Raw genomic sequence first — 15,923 nt, 5'->3', positions numbered from 1 at the left:
GCGATGAATGTGTTGTTGTTTGTCCTTGCCTCGATACTCCCGCAGGACACGGTGCCCTTCAAGCCCAATGACGAGTTCGAATTGAAACTTAACTTTCAGTTTAAGGAACGTCCAAGGAGCGATCCTAACAAGGTAGAGCTCGATCAAACCAGACGGGAATTTGAGAGGTCACACTCCGCCGGACAACTTCCGTATTTGTTTCTTGACTTCCGCGTACTGAAGCAACAACCAGCCGAGGTGCGCGTTCGGGTGCTGGAAAACAACGTCAAGGTCGTCCACAACAAGAAGGTTGATACCAACTCCGTATTAAAGCTGGAGCTGGGATTTACGGATGATATCAAGGACCACGTTGGTGCTTATGAGTTCACCATACTGCTCCTCGACGACGGGAAACAACCCGTGAGCCGCGTGGTGATATTCTTCAAACAGGATGGAACATACCTGGTTAATGGACAGATGCGCGGAAAAATCTGACTAGTTGTGCATTCACCGGCACTTATCCGCGTATCGAAACTCAGGACTCAGGACTCAGGACTAAGTACTAAGGACTAACTGCACTTAGTCAACTTCAAACCGCTTTGCGGCAGGGCCACGCAGCCATTCAACACATAAATCCAATAAGCGCCCGGCCCACATAAGCCATCTGCGTTTTTTATGTTTTATTTGCTGCAAACGAAGGAAACTATGGATTCACCACCCGTATTTAAATCCTGGCGTACGTGGTACTGGCTTGTGTTGGTCGTACTGTTGCTCCAGATTATTTTGTACTCCTGGATAACCGCCTCCTTCGCATGAATTATCTTGACTGGCTCGTCCTGGTCGCTACGCTTGCTTTTATAGTTCTCTACGGCACGCTTCGTACGCGTGGCGCCAAGACCATGGAAGGCTACCTGAAAGGCGACAGCAGTATGAAGTGGTGGATGATCGGCATCTCGATCATGGCCACGCAGGCAAGCGCCATTACCTTCCTCTCCACTCCGGGGCAGGCCATCACCGATGGCATGCGCTTCCTTCAATTCTACTTTGGTTTGCCTATTGCCATGGTGATCATCGCCGTGACTATGGTACCTATCTATTACAGGCTGAAAGTTTATACGGCATACGAGTATCTGGAGACCCGTTTTGACATCAAGACGCGGATACTTGCCGTAATCCTCTTCCTGATGCTCCGCGGACTTTCCGCCGGCATCACTCTGTTTGCACCTTCCCTGGTTCTCTCAACAATTCTGGGATGGCCGCTGACACTCACTACTGTTATGATCGGAGTGATGGTGATCATTTACGTGGTCTCCGGTGGTTCACGCGCCGTGAGTTTAACACAGAGATATCAGATGGCGGTGATCATGGGAGGAATGATTCTTGCCGGTGTGCTGGCATTCAGTCTGCTTCCTGATAACGTTTCGTTTAGCGACTCCGTTGCAATTGCTGGTCAGCTTGGAAAGTTTAATCTCGTTAGCTACGAGTTCGATCTGGAGACGCGCTATAACATCTGGTCTGGTCTCATTGCTGGTACGTTTCTTTCATTGTCTTACTTCGGGACAGATCAATCACAGGTAGCGCGATACCTCGGCGGAACATCGGAAAAGGAAAGCAAGCTCGGCCTCATCTTTAATGGATTGCTGAAGATACCCATGCAGTTCATCATCCTGTTTATCGGAGTGATGGTTTACGTTTTTTATCTGTTCAATCAGGCGCCCGTATTTCATAATCAGGTGCTGAGCTCACGTGCTATGGCCACCGATCAGGCTGCCGTGTTGAATGAGCTCGGCGATGAATACAACGGTGTCTATAGTGAAAAGCGTAAGGCCGTCGACAGGTTGCTGAGCGCCGTTAAGCAGGACGATGCTGGGCAGATCGAGAAAGCGAAGCTCGATGTTCAGCAGTGGGAGGCGAAAGAAAGGTCGGTACGGGATTCCGTGAAGACAACAATAAAGAAGGCAATACCTAATGCCAAAGAGAATGATACGGACTACATATTCCTGAATTTCGTTCTTTCTAATCTGCCGCACGGTATCATCGGGCTGCTGCTGGCCGTGATGTTTTCCGCGGCAATGTCGTCGATGGCGGGTGAACTGAATGCGCTTGCTTCAACCTCGTGCGTCGACATTTACAAAAGAGGAATCAATAAGGATGCTTCGCCTGAGCATTATGTGAAGGCGTCTCAGTGGATGACGCTCGGATGGGCCATCATTGCCATGGTGTTTGCCATGCTTGCCCGTTTCTCTGAGAATCTTATTCAATACGTAAACATCGTTGGTTCATTGTTTTACGGAACACTGCTGGGCATATTCCTGACCGCTTTTTACATCAAGTATGTGCGCGGCACAGCGGTGTTTTGGGCGGCGATCATCAGTGAATCGGTCGTGCTTTATTGTTATAAGTTTACCGATATTGCGTTCCTGCAATATAATCTGATCGGATGTTGCGTCGTGATCGTTCTGGCGCTCTTTATTCAATCGATTATCAACAGATCAAACCAAAAAAATACCGCTGGATTATGAAGACCATCTTAACTTTGTTCGCATGTTTGCTTGTTATCAACACGACTATGAATGCACAATCAAAAGATGAAAAGGAAGTTCTTGCAATTGTAGAGTCTTTCAGGCAGGCCATGATGAATGCTGACAGAGCTACGCTGGAAAAGATTGCAGCACCTGAACTTGTCTATGTTCACTCATCGGGTTTGCTTGAAGACAAAGCTTCGTTCGTTAACAACATTGCCAATCGGAAGTTTGAGTTTAAGAAGATCGAATATCCGGACGTGACGGTGAAAATTACCGGGCCTAACGCCGTTGTCAGACATAAAATTACCGGCGACACAGCAAATGATGGCGTGCCTGCCACTGTTAATATTGGCGTGTTACTGGTGTTTCAAAAGCAGAAAGGGGAGTGGAAACTAATCGCCCGCCAGGCTTACAAGCTCTGAGAATATCCCGGAAATCAGTTGCCGTCAGGCCCTGAAATAACACATTATAAGCGCAAGAAGATCAGCGTTATATAAAGTTCTACCGCAAGTAAGTTTGCGGCGTTTCTGTCGGGAGACATGTCCTGCACATTGATGTGCTGAGCTTTTTCTGCCCGGCAATAGTCCCCGCGTTTACAACTTCGTCTCCCATATTGAAAACAAAAATCTTTCCTGACTACGATTACAGTTTTGAGGAAGTGGACAAAATATCCTTATCTTTTCGTTTGTAAAGGTTAAACTTACCCAGATCCTCAACCTTATGGAATTGATCAAGAATCAGCAGTGGACCCAGGACAGCGACGTCGAGCTTATTCGTAAGTTAAGAGACGATCTCGTTAAAGATTTTCTTGATGAGCGTTACCTGAAAGAGTTCATATTTGAGAATTACAACGTACGTGAGTTGCCGAATGTGAAGCTTGAGTTCCTCCGTAAGGAACTTAAAGAATTGCTCCAGAGCTCTCTGGATGTTCAGCACTATGAACCTATTCTGTCCTTCCTGCGCGAAACAGGGTCGGCTACCCTCGCGGATGGTCAGGACGAACTCTTCTTTAACGATATCGAGAAAATACTTAAGCGCTATATTTTCTAGCGTCTGAGGAAGCGCAATCAATATTTTGCACGCGTTGCATTTATTGAAATATTTCTTTCGTTAAATTTGAACATGCACTAAAGCTTATTGGATATGTCAAAAGGAATGGACACCAAAAAGGAGACGAAGAAACCCGCAGCAAAGTCATTAAAGGAAAAGCGTGCGGAGAAGAAAGCGAAGAAGGCCGACAAATATAAGTAGGTCCTTCTGTTTTTGTCTCAACGAAAAAAGACCACCGTGGATAGCGGTGGTCTTTTTGTTTGATATCTGTTGTAAGAAGATGGTACCGGTTGTAATGCCTGTGGTGTCTTTACTCCATGATATCTGTAGCAGCGCAAAAGGACAGCATTTGCTATCCCTTTGCACTTATGTTTTATTTCAAAGACTTGATCAGGTCTTCGTTCATGCGCTGGTAATCAACGTTGTTTCCTTTCTTCGCAGCTTCGAGAGAAGCATTTGCCGTAGCGATAGCACCAGACTTATCACCATTTGCTTTCTGGATTCTTGCTTTCTGATAAAGCATCCAGTACGGAGGATTTGGATTTGCCGCTACTGCCTTGTTAACCCACTCAAGAGCCTGCTTGGGATCTTTGTTGTTGTCGATGTAATAGGTGGCAGCAACGAAGTAGTTGTAGGGATCTACAGTTGTGGCCTTAGCGATCGACTCCATTACTTTCGCATCGTAGTCCGTGCCGATGGTGAACTTCACTGAAGTGTTTTCCCAGGCAAGCTGAACCTTACCAGACTTGCTGTCGTCGGCGATGTCGGAAATGTTAAAGGTAAGTGTCTCCACCTTTTCAGTGAGTTTTTCAGATTTCACCTTGAACTTGGCAGCATCTTTTGATGCATCGTATTGGTCAACGCCACCACCGAGAGCGAGGTCTTTGTTCAAGGCGATGGTCCATTCAGTCGCACCAGGCCAGCTCAATAAGAGGTAGGTGCCTTTTGGTACAGCAACGCCTTCTACTTTAACGTCGTCGGAGAAAGTTATTCTGGTTCCGTTGTTGGCACCTGTGCGCCAGATCTTTCCGTACGGTACCAGTACCGTTGGTTCCGCTCCAAAGATTTTACGGCCTTTCATTTTCGGTCTCGAGTAGTCAATCTTTACGTCTGTGAGACCGACAACGCTGCTTACAGATCCGGCAGGGCTTGGCGCCGGTGCCTGAACTTGTGCCTGCGCGACGAAGGAATATCCAACAATCGCAGCAAACAGGAACATTTTTTTCATGGTGGTATGTATTTTTAGTTGTTTTACCCGGGCCAAAAGTAATGAAACTATCAAATCATCGCGCATGAACGGTCAGAAGCTGCCGGAAAGCTTTTACGATAGGACGAACGTCGTCAGAATCGCAAGAGAATTGCTGGGCAAATCACTTTATACACAGATCGATGGTGTCGTTACAGGAGGCATGATCGTGGAAACCGAAGCATACTCATGGAAGGAACGTGGATGCCATGCTTACGATAATCGCAAAACTGCGCGCAACGCTGTGATGTTTGGACCGGGCGGTCATGCTTATGTGTACATGTGCTACGGGATTCACTATCTGTTCAATGTGGTTACTAACGGTGTTCATACCGCAGATGCCATCCTGGTACGTGCACTTGAACCGCACACCGGAGTCGAAGCAATGGAATCACGTAGGGGTAAGCTTGCCAACCGATTTCATCTTACCTCAGGCCCGGGAAAGCTTACCCGGGCGCTCGGTATCGATCGTCAATGGAATGGAAAATCATTAATGGATGAAGACGTCTGGATCGCCGACAACGACGTGAAAGTCCCTGCTGCAAAAATTGTAGCCACACCACGAATCGGCATCGACTACGCCGGCGAAGATGCATTGCTGCCCTGGCGCTTTTACATTAAAGGAAACTTGTGGGTAAGCGCGAAGCGGTCGTAGAATGACCACATCACGTTTTCATCTCTGCCGCATTTCCGGGGTTCCTTCTTCCTGTGCTCAGAGCACGTGAATATTAATCATCACGGTAATGATAGCGTAATAAGGTGGCCGTGTTGGGGAGAATGCAGGTTTGCTCGACCTTATCATCTCTGTCGCCTTTCCGGGTCTCTTCTCCCTGTGCTCAGAGTACGTGAATATCAATCATCACGGTAATGATAGCGTAATAAGGTGGCCGTGTTGGGGAGGATGCAGTTTTGCTCGACCTTATCATCTCTGCCGCCTTTCCGGGGTCTCTTCTCCCTGTGCTCAGAGCACGTGAATATCAATCATCACGGTAATGATAGCGTAATAAGGTGGCCGTGTTGGGGAGAATGCAGTTTTGCTCGACCTTATCATCTCTGCCGCCTTTCCTGGGTCTCTTCTCCCTGTGCTCAGAGCACGTGAATATCAATCATCACGGTAATGATAGCGTAATAAGGTGGCCGTGTTGGGGAGAATGCAGGTTGCGCGACCTTATTTTACCTCAGATACCTTCACAATGTATCACGAGTAACGAGTTTGCTGAGCGAGCACCCACTATCAGCCGCACACGTTGGTAAAATCCAGTCGCGCAACCTGCATTCTCCCCAACACGGCCACCGCCCCTTGCGATCTTCCCACCGTGGTGATTATATTTGCGGCACATGAGACTATACTTTATTCTTGGGTTGCTGATACTTTTTCAACCCTTACTCGCGCAGCGTCCGGTTAAAAACGCATTCGACAAGGTCAACTCTCCGTACGATGAGTTGAATCCGGTGATCAGTCCTGATGGACGAACGCTATTTGTCACCATCGCCAATCATCCATCGAATGTCGGCGGCAAGAAAGACCAGGGCGACATATGGATATCGACGATGGGAGAGAATAATCAATGGAATGCTCCGGTTCATGGTGGCACTCTTATCAATGATGCATCATTTAATGCTGTAGCGGGTGTGTCTTCCGATGGCACGCAGTTGTTTCTGCTGGGGCACTATTCAACCAATGGACCCGTGCGTACTCAGGGTATTGCTGTTTCGAATCGTGCGGGCGACAGCTGGTCGCGTCCCGAAAATATTTCGATCCCATATTTTCAAAATAAGGCCAGTGCGCTTACCGGTCACGTTACGTCAAACAGGGCCGCCTTCGTGTTCTCTGCCGAGACCTACGGCACGCGTGGTGTTGAAGATATCTACGTTTCATTGCGCACCAGTGATGGAAAGTGGTCTGAAGCGAAAAACCTTGGAGGTGTGATCAATACTCCGTTTCAGGAGCTAAGTCCTTCTATGAGTGCTGATGGAAAGACGTTGTACTTCTCCAGCAATGGAAGAAAGGGGCAGGGCAGTTTTGATATCTATTCGTCGGTCCGCCTGGACGACACGTGGACGAATTGGTCGGTGCCGGTGAATATGGGTGCGGCATATAATACTGAAGGACGTGAGATGTACTACCGCTCTAACGAGATGTTGGGCTTTATGGTCTATACTTCAACGAAGAACAGCGATGGATATGGAGACATCAGAATTTCGATACTTGATGAACCCTATCAGCAGGATAAAAAGGACAGTGTGATCTATGTTGAGATGCCACCTGTGGCACGCGATACGGTGAGCAGGGTAGTGGAAGTACCGCGGGCACCTGCGGATGGCAAGAACGTTCGCGTCCATGGAAAGATCACCAATGCAAAGACCGGCGAAGCAATAGCCGCCACGTTATTATTTGCAGCGCCGACCAATAATCAAAACGCTCAGGCATCAACCGATAACGGTTTTTCAATCACGATACCCAGCACGGATGATTACACCGTCCGCATCGAAGCAAAGGGGTATGTGAGTACAATGGAGAAGCTGGATATTCATACTTATGAATTGAATGATCTCGAAATGAACTTCAGATTGCAGCCAATCGAAGTAGGAACGACTGTTAACCTTAAGGATGTTTTGTTCGAGCAGGGTAAGACCGTGTTGCTGCCGACATCATATCCGGAGCTGGACCTGGTTGTATCTTTCCTGAAAGCCAATCCAAATGTTAAGATCGAACTTGCCGGTCATACTGATAACCGTGGTATCCCCGCTCAGAACGTGAAGCTGTCGCAGGCAAGGGTTGAGAAAGTGAAGGAATACCTCGTGGGCAGGGGAGTTGAATACAAGCGAATCACGGGTAAGGGCTATGGTGGCGCGAAGCCGATAGCGAGCAATGAGGATGAGGAGACGCGCAAGCTAAACAGGAGGGTGGAGTTTGTGATTAAGAAGTCCTAAAACAATTGATAATTGACAATTGATAATTGATAATTTTGGAGAGGGCCATGTGGCCCTCTTGTTTTTTATATCGGCTGTATACTTTTGTCATATCGGCATTAAAGTAGCCGGATGGTTGCTGCCTGGTAGCTTCATGAACAGACTGATATCAGCCGCCACATTCCATCGCTGCCTCCTGACGCTGCTTGCTAATCCCGGAACAGAGCTGTATAAAAAAAAGGCCCGAAAGGGCCTCCAAAATTATCAATTATCAATTATCAATTGTCAATTAGAACACGTTTTTCCCTAACGCCTTCATCACATCATTCTTGTAGTTCCTGCCGATGGGAACACTAAACTTCCCGATCTCCACATCAGTTGCAGAGTAAGCATCGATCTTTTCTACGTTGATAATGAAGGAGCGATGTATGCGAAGGAACTGTGGTCGTGGCAGGCTTTCTTCGAGGTAGCTGATCTTTTGCTGGGTGATGATTTCTTTGTCGGCCGTGCGGACCTTCACGTAGTCTTTTACGCTTTCGATATAAAGCACGTCAGTCATACGAGTCTTCACCATTCTTTTGTCGACTTTAAAGTAGACGTAGTCGTCGCCGGTACCATCTGCTTTGGCGGCAGCCAGGGGTGCCGTTGGTTGATGAAGCACCTTTGCCACGGCCTTCAGGAACCGGTCGAAAGGAATGGGCTTCAGCAGATAATCGACCACTTCCAGGTCAAATCCTTCGATAGCATAGTCGCGATAGGCGGTGGTGAATATTACCTTGGGAGGATTCTTCAGCGTCTTTATAAAATCGAGTCCCGACAGCTTTGGCATCTGTATGTCGAGGAAGATGAGATCAACGGCATGGTCTTGCAGAAAGGCAAAGGCCTCGATCGCATTCCGGAACTTGCCCAGCAGCTTGAGTTGGTCAATCTTTTCCAGGTAAGCTTCAACGATTTCTATAGCGAGTGGTTCGTCGTCGACAATTATGCAAGTCATGGAGTAGTCGTTAGTCCTGAGTCGTTAGTCCTGAGTATTGGTCTTGAGTAATTAGTAGTTCTTAGTACTTGGTTCCTAGCCCTTGATTCTTCTTCATCGCTCTCACACTGTTCCTCACTCTGATTTATTCACTCTCACACTGTTACTCACTCTGATTCCACTGGTGTCTCAAAATACTATTTACCAAACTCAGGACTAAGGACTCAGAACTCAGGACTAACTCTATTTCTACGTTTGAATCGTCAGAATAACGAGAAACGTTTCCTTCCCATTAATGATCTTCAGCTCGTGCTTGCCGTTGTACAGCAGGTCGAGGCGGCGCTTAACGTTCTGAATTCCGATTCCTTCTTTCTTTTGAACGGCATTCTCACCGTTCTTGTTGTTCTCAACTTTAATCACGATGAGATTTGGTTGATTGTCGATCGTGATCTTCACCCACGACAACTGAAGTGTTTCACTGGCACCGTGCTTGAAACAGTTCTCAACAAAGGGGAGAAGTATGAGCGCGGGGATCTTCCGGTCGTGCGTTTCTCCACGAACGCGAATGTCGACATCCAGGTTGTCACCATAACGCATCTTCTCGATGTCGATATAGTTACGGATGAACTTTACCTCTTTGGATAACAACACTTCATCGCTGGTACACTCGTAGAGCATGTAGTTGATCAGTTCCGATAACTTCAATACCATCTCGGGCGCTTTCGGCGATGACTTCAAAGTGAGTGCGTACAGGTTGTTCAGCGTGTTGAACAAAAAGTGTGGATGGATCTGCGTCTTTAAGAACTTGAGTTCGGCCTGTAACTTTTCCTGTGCAAGTACCTGCTGTTCCTGCTGATTTATATACCAGTATTTCAAAAGCTTAATGGCAACCGCGAAGAAGGTGACAGGATAAATGGCCACGAACATCTTGATGATCTTGGGCAGATAAAAGAAGGGATCCTGTAAACCCAGGGGAAAGTAGAGGGGATAATCGAAGTTGAAGGCGATATATCTCTGCGCTATCCCCGCGATGAATGATGCCACAGTTAGCCAGGCGAAGAACGCTCCGTATTTTCCAGGCAGCAAATACCTTGGAAGAAGAAAGTAAAGAGTGTAATAGGTGAAGATGATTTTGACTGGCAAATAGATAAACTCCTGAAGAAACGTTTGCCGGTAGTTCTCTTCAAAGCTTCCATACAGGATCGCATAGAACACAAGGTGCGCCACCCAAAACAGGATGTGCTGTAGAACCCGGTTGCCGAATAACCAATCGAATTTGCGTTTAAGCAAAGTGCGTCACAGTTTGAAATGAAAATCAAGAATTAGGAATTAAGAATTATGAATTAGCTACCACGACCTAGGGTCGTGACGAGCAACCAGCCGCAAGGCTGACTGCTAATTCTTAACTCTTAATTCTTAATTCTTAATTCCGGCAAGGTACCACAATCTTTCCTGCTGATGATCTTTCAGACACGCACAACACTTTCAGCCAGACCTACGCTCTTTTGTACCGGACTAACCTCATTCGACATGTTAAGGCGGTAAGATGTGCATCGATTGCCGGCATCTGTCGGGAGGGAGATTTTTGCTTGTGCTGTCTGCGTACATTCGGTTATGCAAACCGTACTCATGCGTCGGTCCTTTTTACTCATTTTGGGAGTAATCATTGCCTCAGCGGCGGTTTACTACTGCATTTGCGGTGTTTGGGGCAGCTGCTATTGCCACTTCGGTGAGCCGGCCGGCAGACGGGTATCCGCTCCATCAGCAGGTCATAGTGTCTCACGTCAATTCACCCTGCCCGGTATTGGTTAATTGCCTCTAAAGCCGGTACTTCCCCTCTCGAAATTTGATTTACTTTCATGAGCCTACGCAAAGAGAAGGCGGCCCGCTTGAAAGTTCACGTGTTGGATCAGACGCTGAAGTTGATCGGAAAAAAATCGTTCGAAGACTTATACGTCGATGATATCTGTGCGCGGGCTAAGATTTCTAAAGTAACACTGTTTAAATACTTTCCGCAGAAGGAAGACATCCTGCTGTACTATTTCCGCATTTGGTGCATGTCGCGCTGTGTGGAGCTGGCCCAGAGGCCAAGGGAAGGTGCGTCGGGGTTGATCTACCTGTTCGACAAACTCGGCGACACTTCGGAAGAGCACCCAGGCCTCATGCTGGCTGTGCTTGGCTACCTGTCGGATATGCGCCGGTCACCAAAGCCATTTCCTATTAAGATCGAAGAGAAAAAACTGCTCTTCCCGGAAATCAACAACATCTCGACCATTGAGCTCCTTTCGCTCGATCAGATGGTTGAAAAGTTTGTGCTGGAGGCCATCTTCCGCAAGGAGATCACGCGCTCTACAAACACCCGCGATATAACGCACCTGCTTCTGGCCACCTTCATGGGTGGAATCGTCATCGCCCACACGAACCATATGACGCCACTTAAGATGTACTATAGGCGGAACGTGGAGATGCTGTTGAAGGGGCTGCAGAACTAGAGGGAATTAAGAATTAAGAATTAAGAGTTAAGAATTAGCAGCCACGACCGGAGGTCGTGACGGGCAATCAGTCGCCAGGCTGACCGCTAATTCATAATTCTTATTTCTTAATTTCGAGTTGAACGGACCGCCACTAATGCCCTTGTATTCAATTAATTAACTGTCGCGCCAGAGACCCTGGCTCCGAACTGGCAGCCCGCACGCGAAGCAATTCATAATTCTTAATTCTTAATTCTTAATTGCTTTGTTCTGGCCTTCTTCCTGTCCTTCTTGCGATCATACCATCTATGGTGGTATTTTGGCTTAACGACAGTTGCGGTGGAGTTGGATTTCGGACTGCACGAAGGCAGCAGGAAGAACAAAAGAAAAATGGCTAAAAAGATGCTTCGCATGCCTTGTGTGGCCCAAAAATAGCATTTTTTGAAATATCGCCCGGCTTCGATTTTAGGGAAACGATTCCATGGTATCTATCGTATAATTACATCATTATCTTTGACAAAAGATTTCCCCTGTACACCCATGAAAAACCTGTTGCTGAGCCTTAGCGTTTTGTTGCTGGTTTCAACCTTTACTGTAGCCCAGGACTCGAAGGACTTCGACTCCGGCGTTGCGAAATTTAAAGCCCAGGATTACCAGGGCGTGATCACACAGTTCAGTGCGACCCTAAGTAATCCTGATCATAATAAGCGTTACGATGAGGACCTTTACTTGTATCGCGGTCAGGCCTATTATCATACTGGCGAGTATAACAAGTCATTGGATGACCTGAGTCAATCGTTGTCGCTCGATGCGTACAACAAAGGTATGATCAAATGGTACCAGGCTCGTTGCTACGATAAATTGAATAAGAGCAAGGAGGCGGAGTCGGCGTATGAAGATGCGCTGAAGGCTGCCGAAAACAATAAGAAGACTACTGCACTGATCCACTATGATCGTGCTCAGTATCATCTGCGCCATGGACAGAAGACCGCTGCCGATGCAGATCTTGCCGCCGCCGCCGAATTTGATCCTAATGTTCAAAAAGCGGCTGCCGCTCATGGAGTAACTGGTGGTGCGGCTGTAGCGGCTGTAAAGCAGGCTCCCGCTAACACTACGGCTACACGCACGGCTGGTGAGGACAAGAGCACTCAGGGTACCCAGGTGATTGTTCGAAGCAATCCTAATGCGGGCAAGCCTGATGCTAAGACGGGTCAGACCGGTGGAGCTCAGTCGCAGACTGCAGCTGCTCCCGTTACTCAGAATGCTGAGCTCGTGTCGGCCATCGCATCTACATATAAAGATGAGAAGCGCTATGCTCTTGTGATTGGTAACAGCAACTATTCGAAGGAGGTCGGTGTATTGAAGAATCCACTGAACGATGCGACTGACGTGGCCACAGAGTTACGCCGCTCGAACTTTGAAGTGCAGTTGATCACCAATGCTACATACGTTCAGATGCGTGAAGCCATGCGCAAGTTTCAGGAGAAGCTTACCGCCGGCCCGCGCGACCAAACCGTCGGACTCTTTTACTATGCTGGCCACGGTGTGGCTTATCAGGATGAAAACTACCTGGTTCCCATCGACGCCGACGTAAAATTTGAAGACGACATCACGCGCATGTGCTTCCCCGTTCAGCGGATGGTGCTTGCCAACATGGAGCGCACAAACTCGCGGATGAATATCGTGATATTAGACGCCTGCCGTAACAATCCTTTCCCGGCTACGACTCGGGATATCGGCGGTGGCCTTGGCGAAATGAAGAAAGCGAGGGGATCGTTTATCGCTTATGCGACAGCGCCCGGTTCTGTTGCCTCTGACGGGTCAGGTCGTAACGGCCTCTATACCCAGGAGCTCGTGAAAGCATTGAGAAAGCCCGGTTTAACGATCGAGCAGGTATTTAAAGAAGTGCGGATGAACGTGATGCGCTTGTCGGGCGACAAGCAGTACACATGGGACAGCTCCAACATCATCGGAGAGTTTTACTTTAAGTTTTAAACTGTTAGGCCAGCCGTTAAGGACTGTCCGGAAGAGGCACCCCAGTTAAGCGTCTTCCGGACACGGCCTGTCCAGGCAGACGCGTCGATTGCGCCCAGTCTATGCGTTGCACATGCAACCCCGCGGATTGCCTGACGTATACTCGAGTTCAATAGAACTAACCCTACCCAATTGTCTATATGAGAAAACCACTTTTTCTCGCTGGCTTAATCATGTTTGTTTCGCAGGCACTGAGTGCACAGGATGAAGGAACGATAGTAAAGCGCGAGCGAATTGAACGCGACAAAGGCATCTACTTATTATTAGGACCTTCCTTTACACTGGGAAAAAACATCGGCGACTATAGCGTAGGCTTCAATCTGGAGGCCGGCTTTACGAAGCGCGTAAACCGGATCTTCTCGGTTGGCCCGTCACTTTCATTCGTGCAATTTGATTACGACCCGACAGTGACAGAGGCAGGTAACAAGAATACATTCATAGGTGGTCCGTTTACCGACAACACGGGTACGTATTATGAAGGCTTGTACATCGATTTCACCGGCGGCGACATTTCGCTCACTTCGCTGGCCGTGAATCTAAAGCTGAACGCGGTGCCTATAAAGGACAATACGAAATTCTCTTTTTATGTTTTCGCGAAGCCGTTTGTCGCCTATTCCAGCCGCTCGGAAGTGAAGGGTAAAGCATCCTACCTTGTGAACTACGACGACATCGAGAATTCGGACGATTGGATAATCTATGACGAGTTCGACTGGACGGCTGGCAACACGTATGTGAAGAATACATACAACATCGATGTATCACAGGACATGAAGGAAGAGTCTAAAGTGACGGGAGGAATTTACATTGGTCCGGGCATAGAGCTTTTCCCAACTCGGAAATTCTCGGCTTTCATTCAGGTAGCACTGGGGTATACATTCCCGATCACCTATGTAAGCACCGAATACTACAATAAGGAGGGGAGCAAAAACAATCTTCAAACCATGATTACAAGTGGCGACATTGAAAAGTATCCCATGCTGAAAAAGGGTTTCCCTTCGATTGGTGTGCAGTTTGGAGCGTCTTACAATTTCTGATTCGTGAGTTCCTTTATTCGTAACTTGTGTTGCGTGAGTTCGGACGGCGTGCCCCAGGCCTCGCCGATGATTACCGGATTTATATCAGATCATTCTGCGCTTATTCAATCACGGCACCCCAGTGCTATTGCTATGAGTTTTGTGCGTTCCATATTGATGTTGCTGTGTCTGCTGTACGCGTCTGTCGCAACGGCACAGTTTAAGTTGTATGAAAAAGGGCACGACGCCTACACGTCAGGAAAGTACACTGAAGCGATTAAAAACTTTTCGGAATACCTCACCAAAGGTACGCGCGATAAGGCACTGGACGTTGATGTGTTCTACTTGCGTGCGCTATCTTACTACAAGACGAATCAGTACAAAGAGGCAATAGGTGACTTCCAGGAGACGCTGTTGCTGGATCATCAGAACAAGGGCAACATCTACTGGTTCATGGCAAAGGCGTACGACAAGACGAACAGTCTCACTGAGAGCCTCAATGCCTACAACTACGCTGTGCGCGACCTGGGTGATAATAAGGAAAGCAAGGCAAAACTGTTGTGGGAGAGGAGCCAGTTGCATTTAAAGATGAACAATTTGCCAATGGCTTATCTCGATCTCAAGACATTAACAGCATTGCAGCCAAACCATGCGGATGCAAAACGTGAGATAGAGAAATTGGAGAAGCAGGGCATCAAGGCACCGGTAACTACCAGTCCTCCGGTTGCACAGAACAATGAAAAGCAGGCCGATGACAAGGCCCGGAGTGCGGAGGCGGGTACAACAGAGAGTGGAAAAACGGGGACTGCTAAATCAGAAACTGGTAAAAAAGAACTTAGCCCGGCGGCCACTAGCGGAGCCGTTGGATCGCAGGTTGCAGGGGCAAACTCAGCTAAACCTGGTACTGCTACAGCAGATAACGCTACACCGGGAAATGCGACGCCTACCCAGGCCGTTGAAACGAAGGCAATTCTTCCCACTATTGCTGAGTTATATAAAGACGAGAAGCGTTTTGCATTGGTGATCGGCAACGCGAACTATCCTAAGAACATTGGTGTGTTGAAGAATCCGGTGAATGATGCTACTGACTTTGCCAAAGAGCTGCAGAGTTCCGGTTTTGAAGTTCAGTTACTCACCGATGCAACTTACGGACAGATGCGTGCCGCTATGCTCCGCTTCAAAGAGAAGGTCGATGCCGGCGAAAAAGACAAGACGGTATCTTTATTCTATTATGCCGGCCATGGCGTGCAGCGCGACGACGAGAATTATTTAGTGCCTGTAGACGCTATCGTAGAATTCGAAGACGACATCCAGCGGTATTGTTTTCCTGTTCAGCGAATGGTGCTGGCGAATATGGAGCGTTCCAATTCGCGTATGAACATTGTGATACTCGATGCATGCCGGAACAATCCGTTCCCTGCACTCAACCGATCGATGGGTGAAGATGGGTTAGGGGAGATGCGTCGTGCGCGAGGGTCATTCATTGCCTACGCCACAGCACCCGGTTCAGTTGCCAGCGACGGCACCGGACGCAACGGCCTCTACACGCAGGAGCTGATCAAAGCCGTTAAGAAGCCAGGACTTACAATTGAGCAGGTGTTCAAAGACGTGAGACAAAGTGTGCTGCGCCTTTCGTCGAACAAGCAAAATACCTGGGACAGTTCGAATATCATTGGCGAGTTTTATTTCAAGTTTCCGCAGTAGTTGTAGTTTTGGTAA

The 15,923-nt window shown here is 48.0% G+C and carries 13 protein-coding genes; 10 read left to right on the top strand and 3 right to left on the bottom strand.

Translation table 11 applies throughout. From position 1 onward, the window contains the following. Positions 1 to 3: 3 nt before the first annotated feature. The 4 genes from WBG78_RS30080 (at position 4) to WBG78_RS30065 (ending at position 3,554) form a co-directional block, all read left to right on the top strand. Positions 4 to 474, top strand: coding sequence for a hypothetical protein (locus tag WBG78_RS30080; RefSeq protein WP_337330253.1), 471 nt, complete (start codon positions 4 to 6; stop codon positions 472 to 474). Between the two features lie 317 nt (positions 475 to 791). Beyond that, positions 792 to 2,501, top strand: a complete 1,710-nt coding sequence (locus WBG78_RS30075; RefSeq protein ID WP_337330252.1) for a sodium:solute symporter — start codon at positions 792 to 794, stop codon at positions 2,499 to 2,501. Continuing rightward, positions 2,498 to 2,926, top strand: coding sequence for a nuclear transport factor 2 family protein (locus WBG78_RS30070; protein WP_337330251.1), 429 nt, complete (start codon positions 2,498 to 2,500; stop codon positions 2,924 to 2,926). Before WBG78_RS30075 ends, WBG78_RS30070 begins: the two co-directional genes overlap by 4 nt. 298 nt (positions 2,927 to 3,224) lie before the next feature. Next, the gene (locus WBG78_RS30065; protein WP_337330250.1) at positions 3,225 to 3,554 is read left to right on the top strand and encodes a hypothetical protein; all 330 of its coding nucleotides are present in this window, start codon (positions 3,225 to 3,227) and stop codon (positions 3,552 to 3,554) included. Between the two features lie 373 nt (positions 3,555 to 3,927). Here the strand turns inward: WBG78_RS30065 and WBG78_RS30060 are convergent, their stop codons facing one another. Beyond that, the gene (locus tag WBG78_RS30060; RefSeq protein ID WP_337330249.1) at positions 3,928 to 4,782 is read right to left on the bottom strand and encodes a DUF2911 domain-containing protein; all 855 of its coding nucleotides are present in this window, start codon (positions 4,780 to 4,782) and stop codon (positions 3,928 to 3,930) included. Between the two features lie 64 nt (positions 4,783 to 4,846). Between WBG78_RS30060 and WBG78_RS30055 the strand changes: the two genes are divergently transcribed. Together WBG78_RS30055 and WBG78_RS30050 are read left to right on the top strand one after the other, a co-directional pair. After that, positions 4,847 to 5,455, top strand: a complete 609-nt coding sequence (locus tag WBG78_RS30055; protein WP_337330248.1) for a DNA-3-methyladenine glycosylase — start codon at positions 4,847 to 4,849, stop codon at positions 5,453 to 5,455. 683 nt (positions 5,456 to 6,138) lie between these two features. Further along, positions 6,139 to 7,734 carry an OmpA family protein gene (locus WBG78_RS30050; protein ID WP_337330247.1) on the top strand — a complete coding sequence of 532 codons (1,596 nt, stop codon included), beginning with the start codon at positions 6,139 to 6,141 and terminating at the stop codon, positions 7,732 to 7,734. A gap of 268 nt (positions 7,735 to 8,002) precedes the next feature. On the opposite strand, the gene WBG78_RS30045 is transcribed toward WBG78_RS30050, so the two are convergent. Together WBG78_RS30045 and WBG78_RS30040 are read right to left on the bottom strand one after the other, a co-directional pair. Further along, positions 8,003 to 8,707 (bottom strand): LytR/AlgR family response regulator transcription factor, encoded by a 705-nt coding sequence (locus WBG78_RS30045; protein ID WP_337330246.1) that lies wholly within the window; start codon positions 8,705 to 8,707, stop codon positions 8,003 to 8,005. Between the two features lie 228 nt (positions 8,708 to 8,935). Continuing rightward, the gene (locus WBG78_RS30040; protein WP_337330245.1) at positions 8,936 to 9,976 is read right to left on the bottom strand and encodes a sensor histidine kinase; all 1,041 of its coding nucleotides are present in this window, start codon (positions 9,974 to 9,976) and stop codon (positions 8,936 to 8,938) included. Between the two features lie 569 nt (positions 9,977 to 10,545). Between WBG78_RS30040 and WBG78_RS30035 the strand changes: the two genes are divergently transcribed. The 4 genes from WBG78_RS30035 to WBG78_RS30020 all read left to right on the top strand — a co-directional run bounded on the left by WBG78_RS30035 (position 10,546) and on the right by WBG78_RS30020 (position 15,908). Continuing rightward, positions 10,546 to 11,178, top strand: a complete 633-nt coding sequence (locus WBG78_RS30035) for a TetR/AcrR family transcriptional regulator (protein WP_337330244.1) — start codon at positions 10,546 to 10,548, stop codon at positions 11,176 to 11,178. 519 nt (positions 11,179 to 11,697) lie between these two features. Further along, the gene (locus tag WBG78_RS30030) at positions 11,698 to 13,152 is read left to right on the top strand and encodes a caspase family protein (RefSeq protein WP_337330243.1); all 1,455 of its coding nucleotides are present in this window, start codon (positions 11,698 to 11,700) and stop codon (positions 13,150 to 13,152) included. Between the two features lie 179 nt (positions 13,153 to 13,331). Beyond that, positions 13,332 to 14,225, top strand: coding sequence for a hypothetical protein (locus WBG78_RS30025; protein WP_337330242.1), 894 nt, complete (start codon positions 13,332 to 13,334; stop codon positions 14,223 to 14,225). A 33-nt stretch (positions 14,226 to 14,258) separates the two neighbouring features. Beyond that, entirely contained in the window at positions 14,259 to 15,908 is a 1,650-nt protein-coding gene (locus tag WBG78_RS30020; protein ID WP_337330241.1) for a caspase family protein, read from the top strand. The last annotated feature ends 15 nt before the right edge of the window (positions 15,909 to 15,923 follow it).

Source organism: Chryseolinea sp. T2 (assembly GCF_037203685.1).
Classification (GTDB): Bacteria; Bacteroidota; Bacteroidia; order Cytophagales; family Cyclobacteriaceae; genus Chryseolinea.
This window is presented reverse-complemented; position numbering and strand designations above follow the sequence as displayed.

Excerpts from the sequence above, each read along its gene's own strand:
- WBG78_RS30080 (WP_337330253.1), top strand. The coding sequence starts at position 4 with ATGAATGTGTTGTTGTTTGTCCTTGCCTCGATACTCCCGCAGGACACG.
- WBG78_RS30075 (WP_337330252.1), top strand. The coding sequence starts at position 792 with ATGAATTATCTTGACTGGCTCGTCCTGGTCGCTACGCTTGCTTTTATA.
- WBG78_RS30070 (WP_337330251.1), top strand. The coding sequence starts at position 2,498 with ATGAAGACCATCTTAACTTTGTTCGCATGTTTGCTTGTTATCAACACG.
- WBG78_RS30065 (WP_337330250.1), top strand. The coding sequence starts at position 3,225 with ATGGAATTGATCAAGAATCAGCAGTGGACCCAGGACAGCGACGTCGAG.
- WBG78_RS30060 (WP_337330249.1), bottom strand. The coding sequence starts at position 4,782 with ATGAAAAAAATGTTCCTGTTTGCTGCGATTGTTGGATATTCCTTCGTC.
- WBG78_RS30055 (WP_337330248.1), top strand. The coding sequence starts at position 4,847 with ATGAACGGTCAGAAGCTGCCGGAAAGCTTTTACGATAGGACGAACGTC.
- WBG78_RS30050 (WP_337330247.1), top strand. The coding sequence starts at position 6,139 with ATGAGACTATACTTTATTCTTGGGTTGCTGATACTTTTTCAACCCTTA.
- WBG78_RS30045 (WP_337330246.1), bottom strand. The coding sequence starts at position 8,707 with ATGACTTGCATAATTGTCGACGACGAACCACTCGCTATAGAAATCGTT.
- WBG78_RS30035 (WP_337330244.1), top strand. The coding sequence starts at position 10,546 with ATGAGCCTACGCAAAGAGAAGGCGGCCCGCTTGAAAGTTCACGTGTTG.
- WBG78_RS30030 (WP_337330243.1), top strand. The coding sequence starts at position 11,698 with ATGAAAAACCTGTTGCTGAGCCTTAGCGTTTTGTTGCTGGTTTCAACC.
- WBG78_RS30025 (WP_337330242.1), top strand. The coding sequence starts at position 13,332 with ATGAGAAAACCACTTTTTCTCGCTGGCTTAATCATGTTTGTTTCGCAG.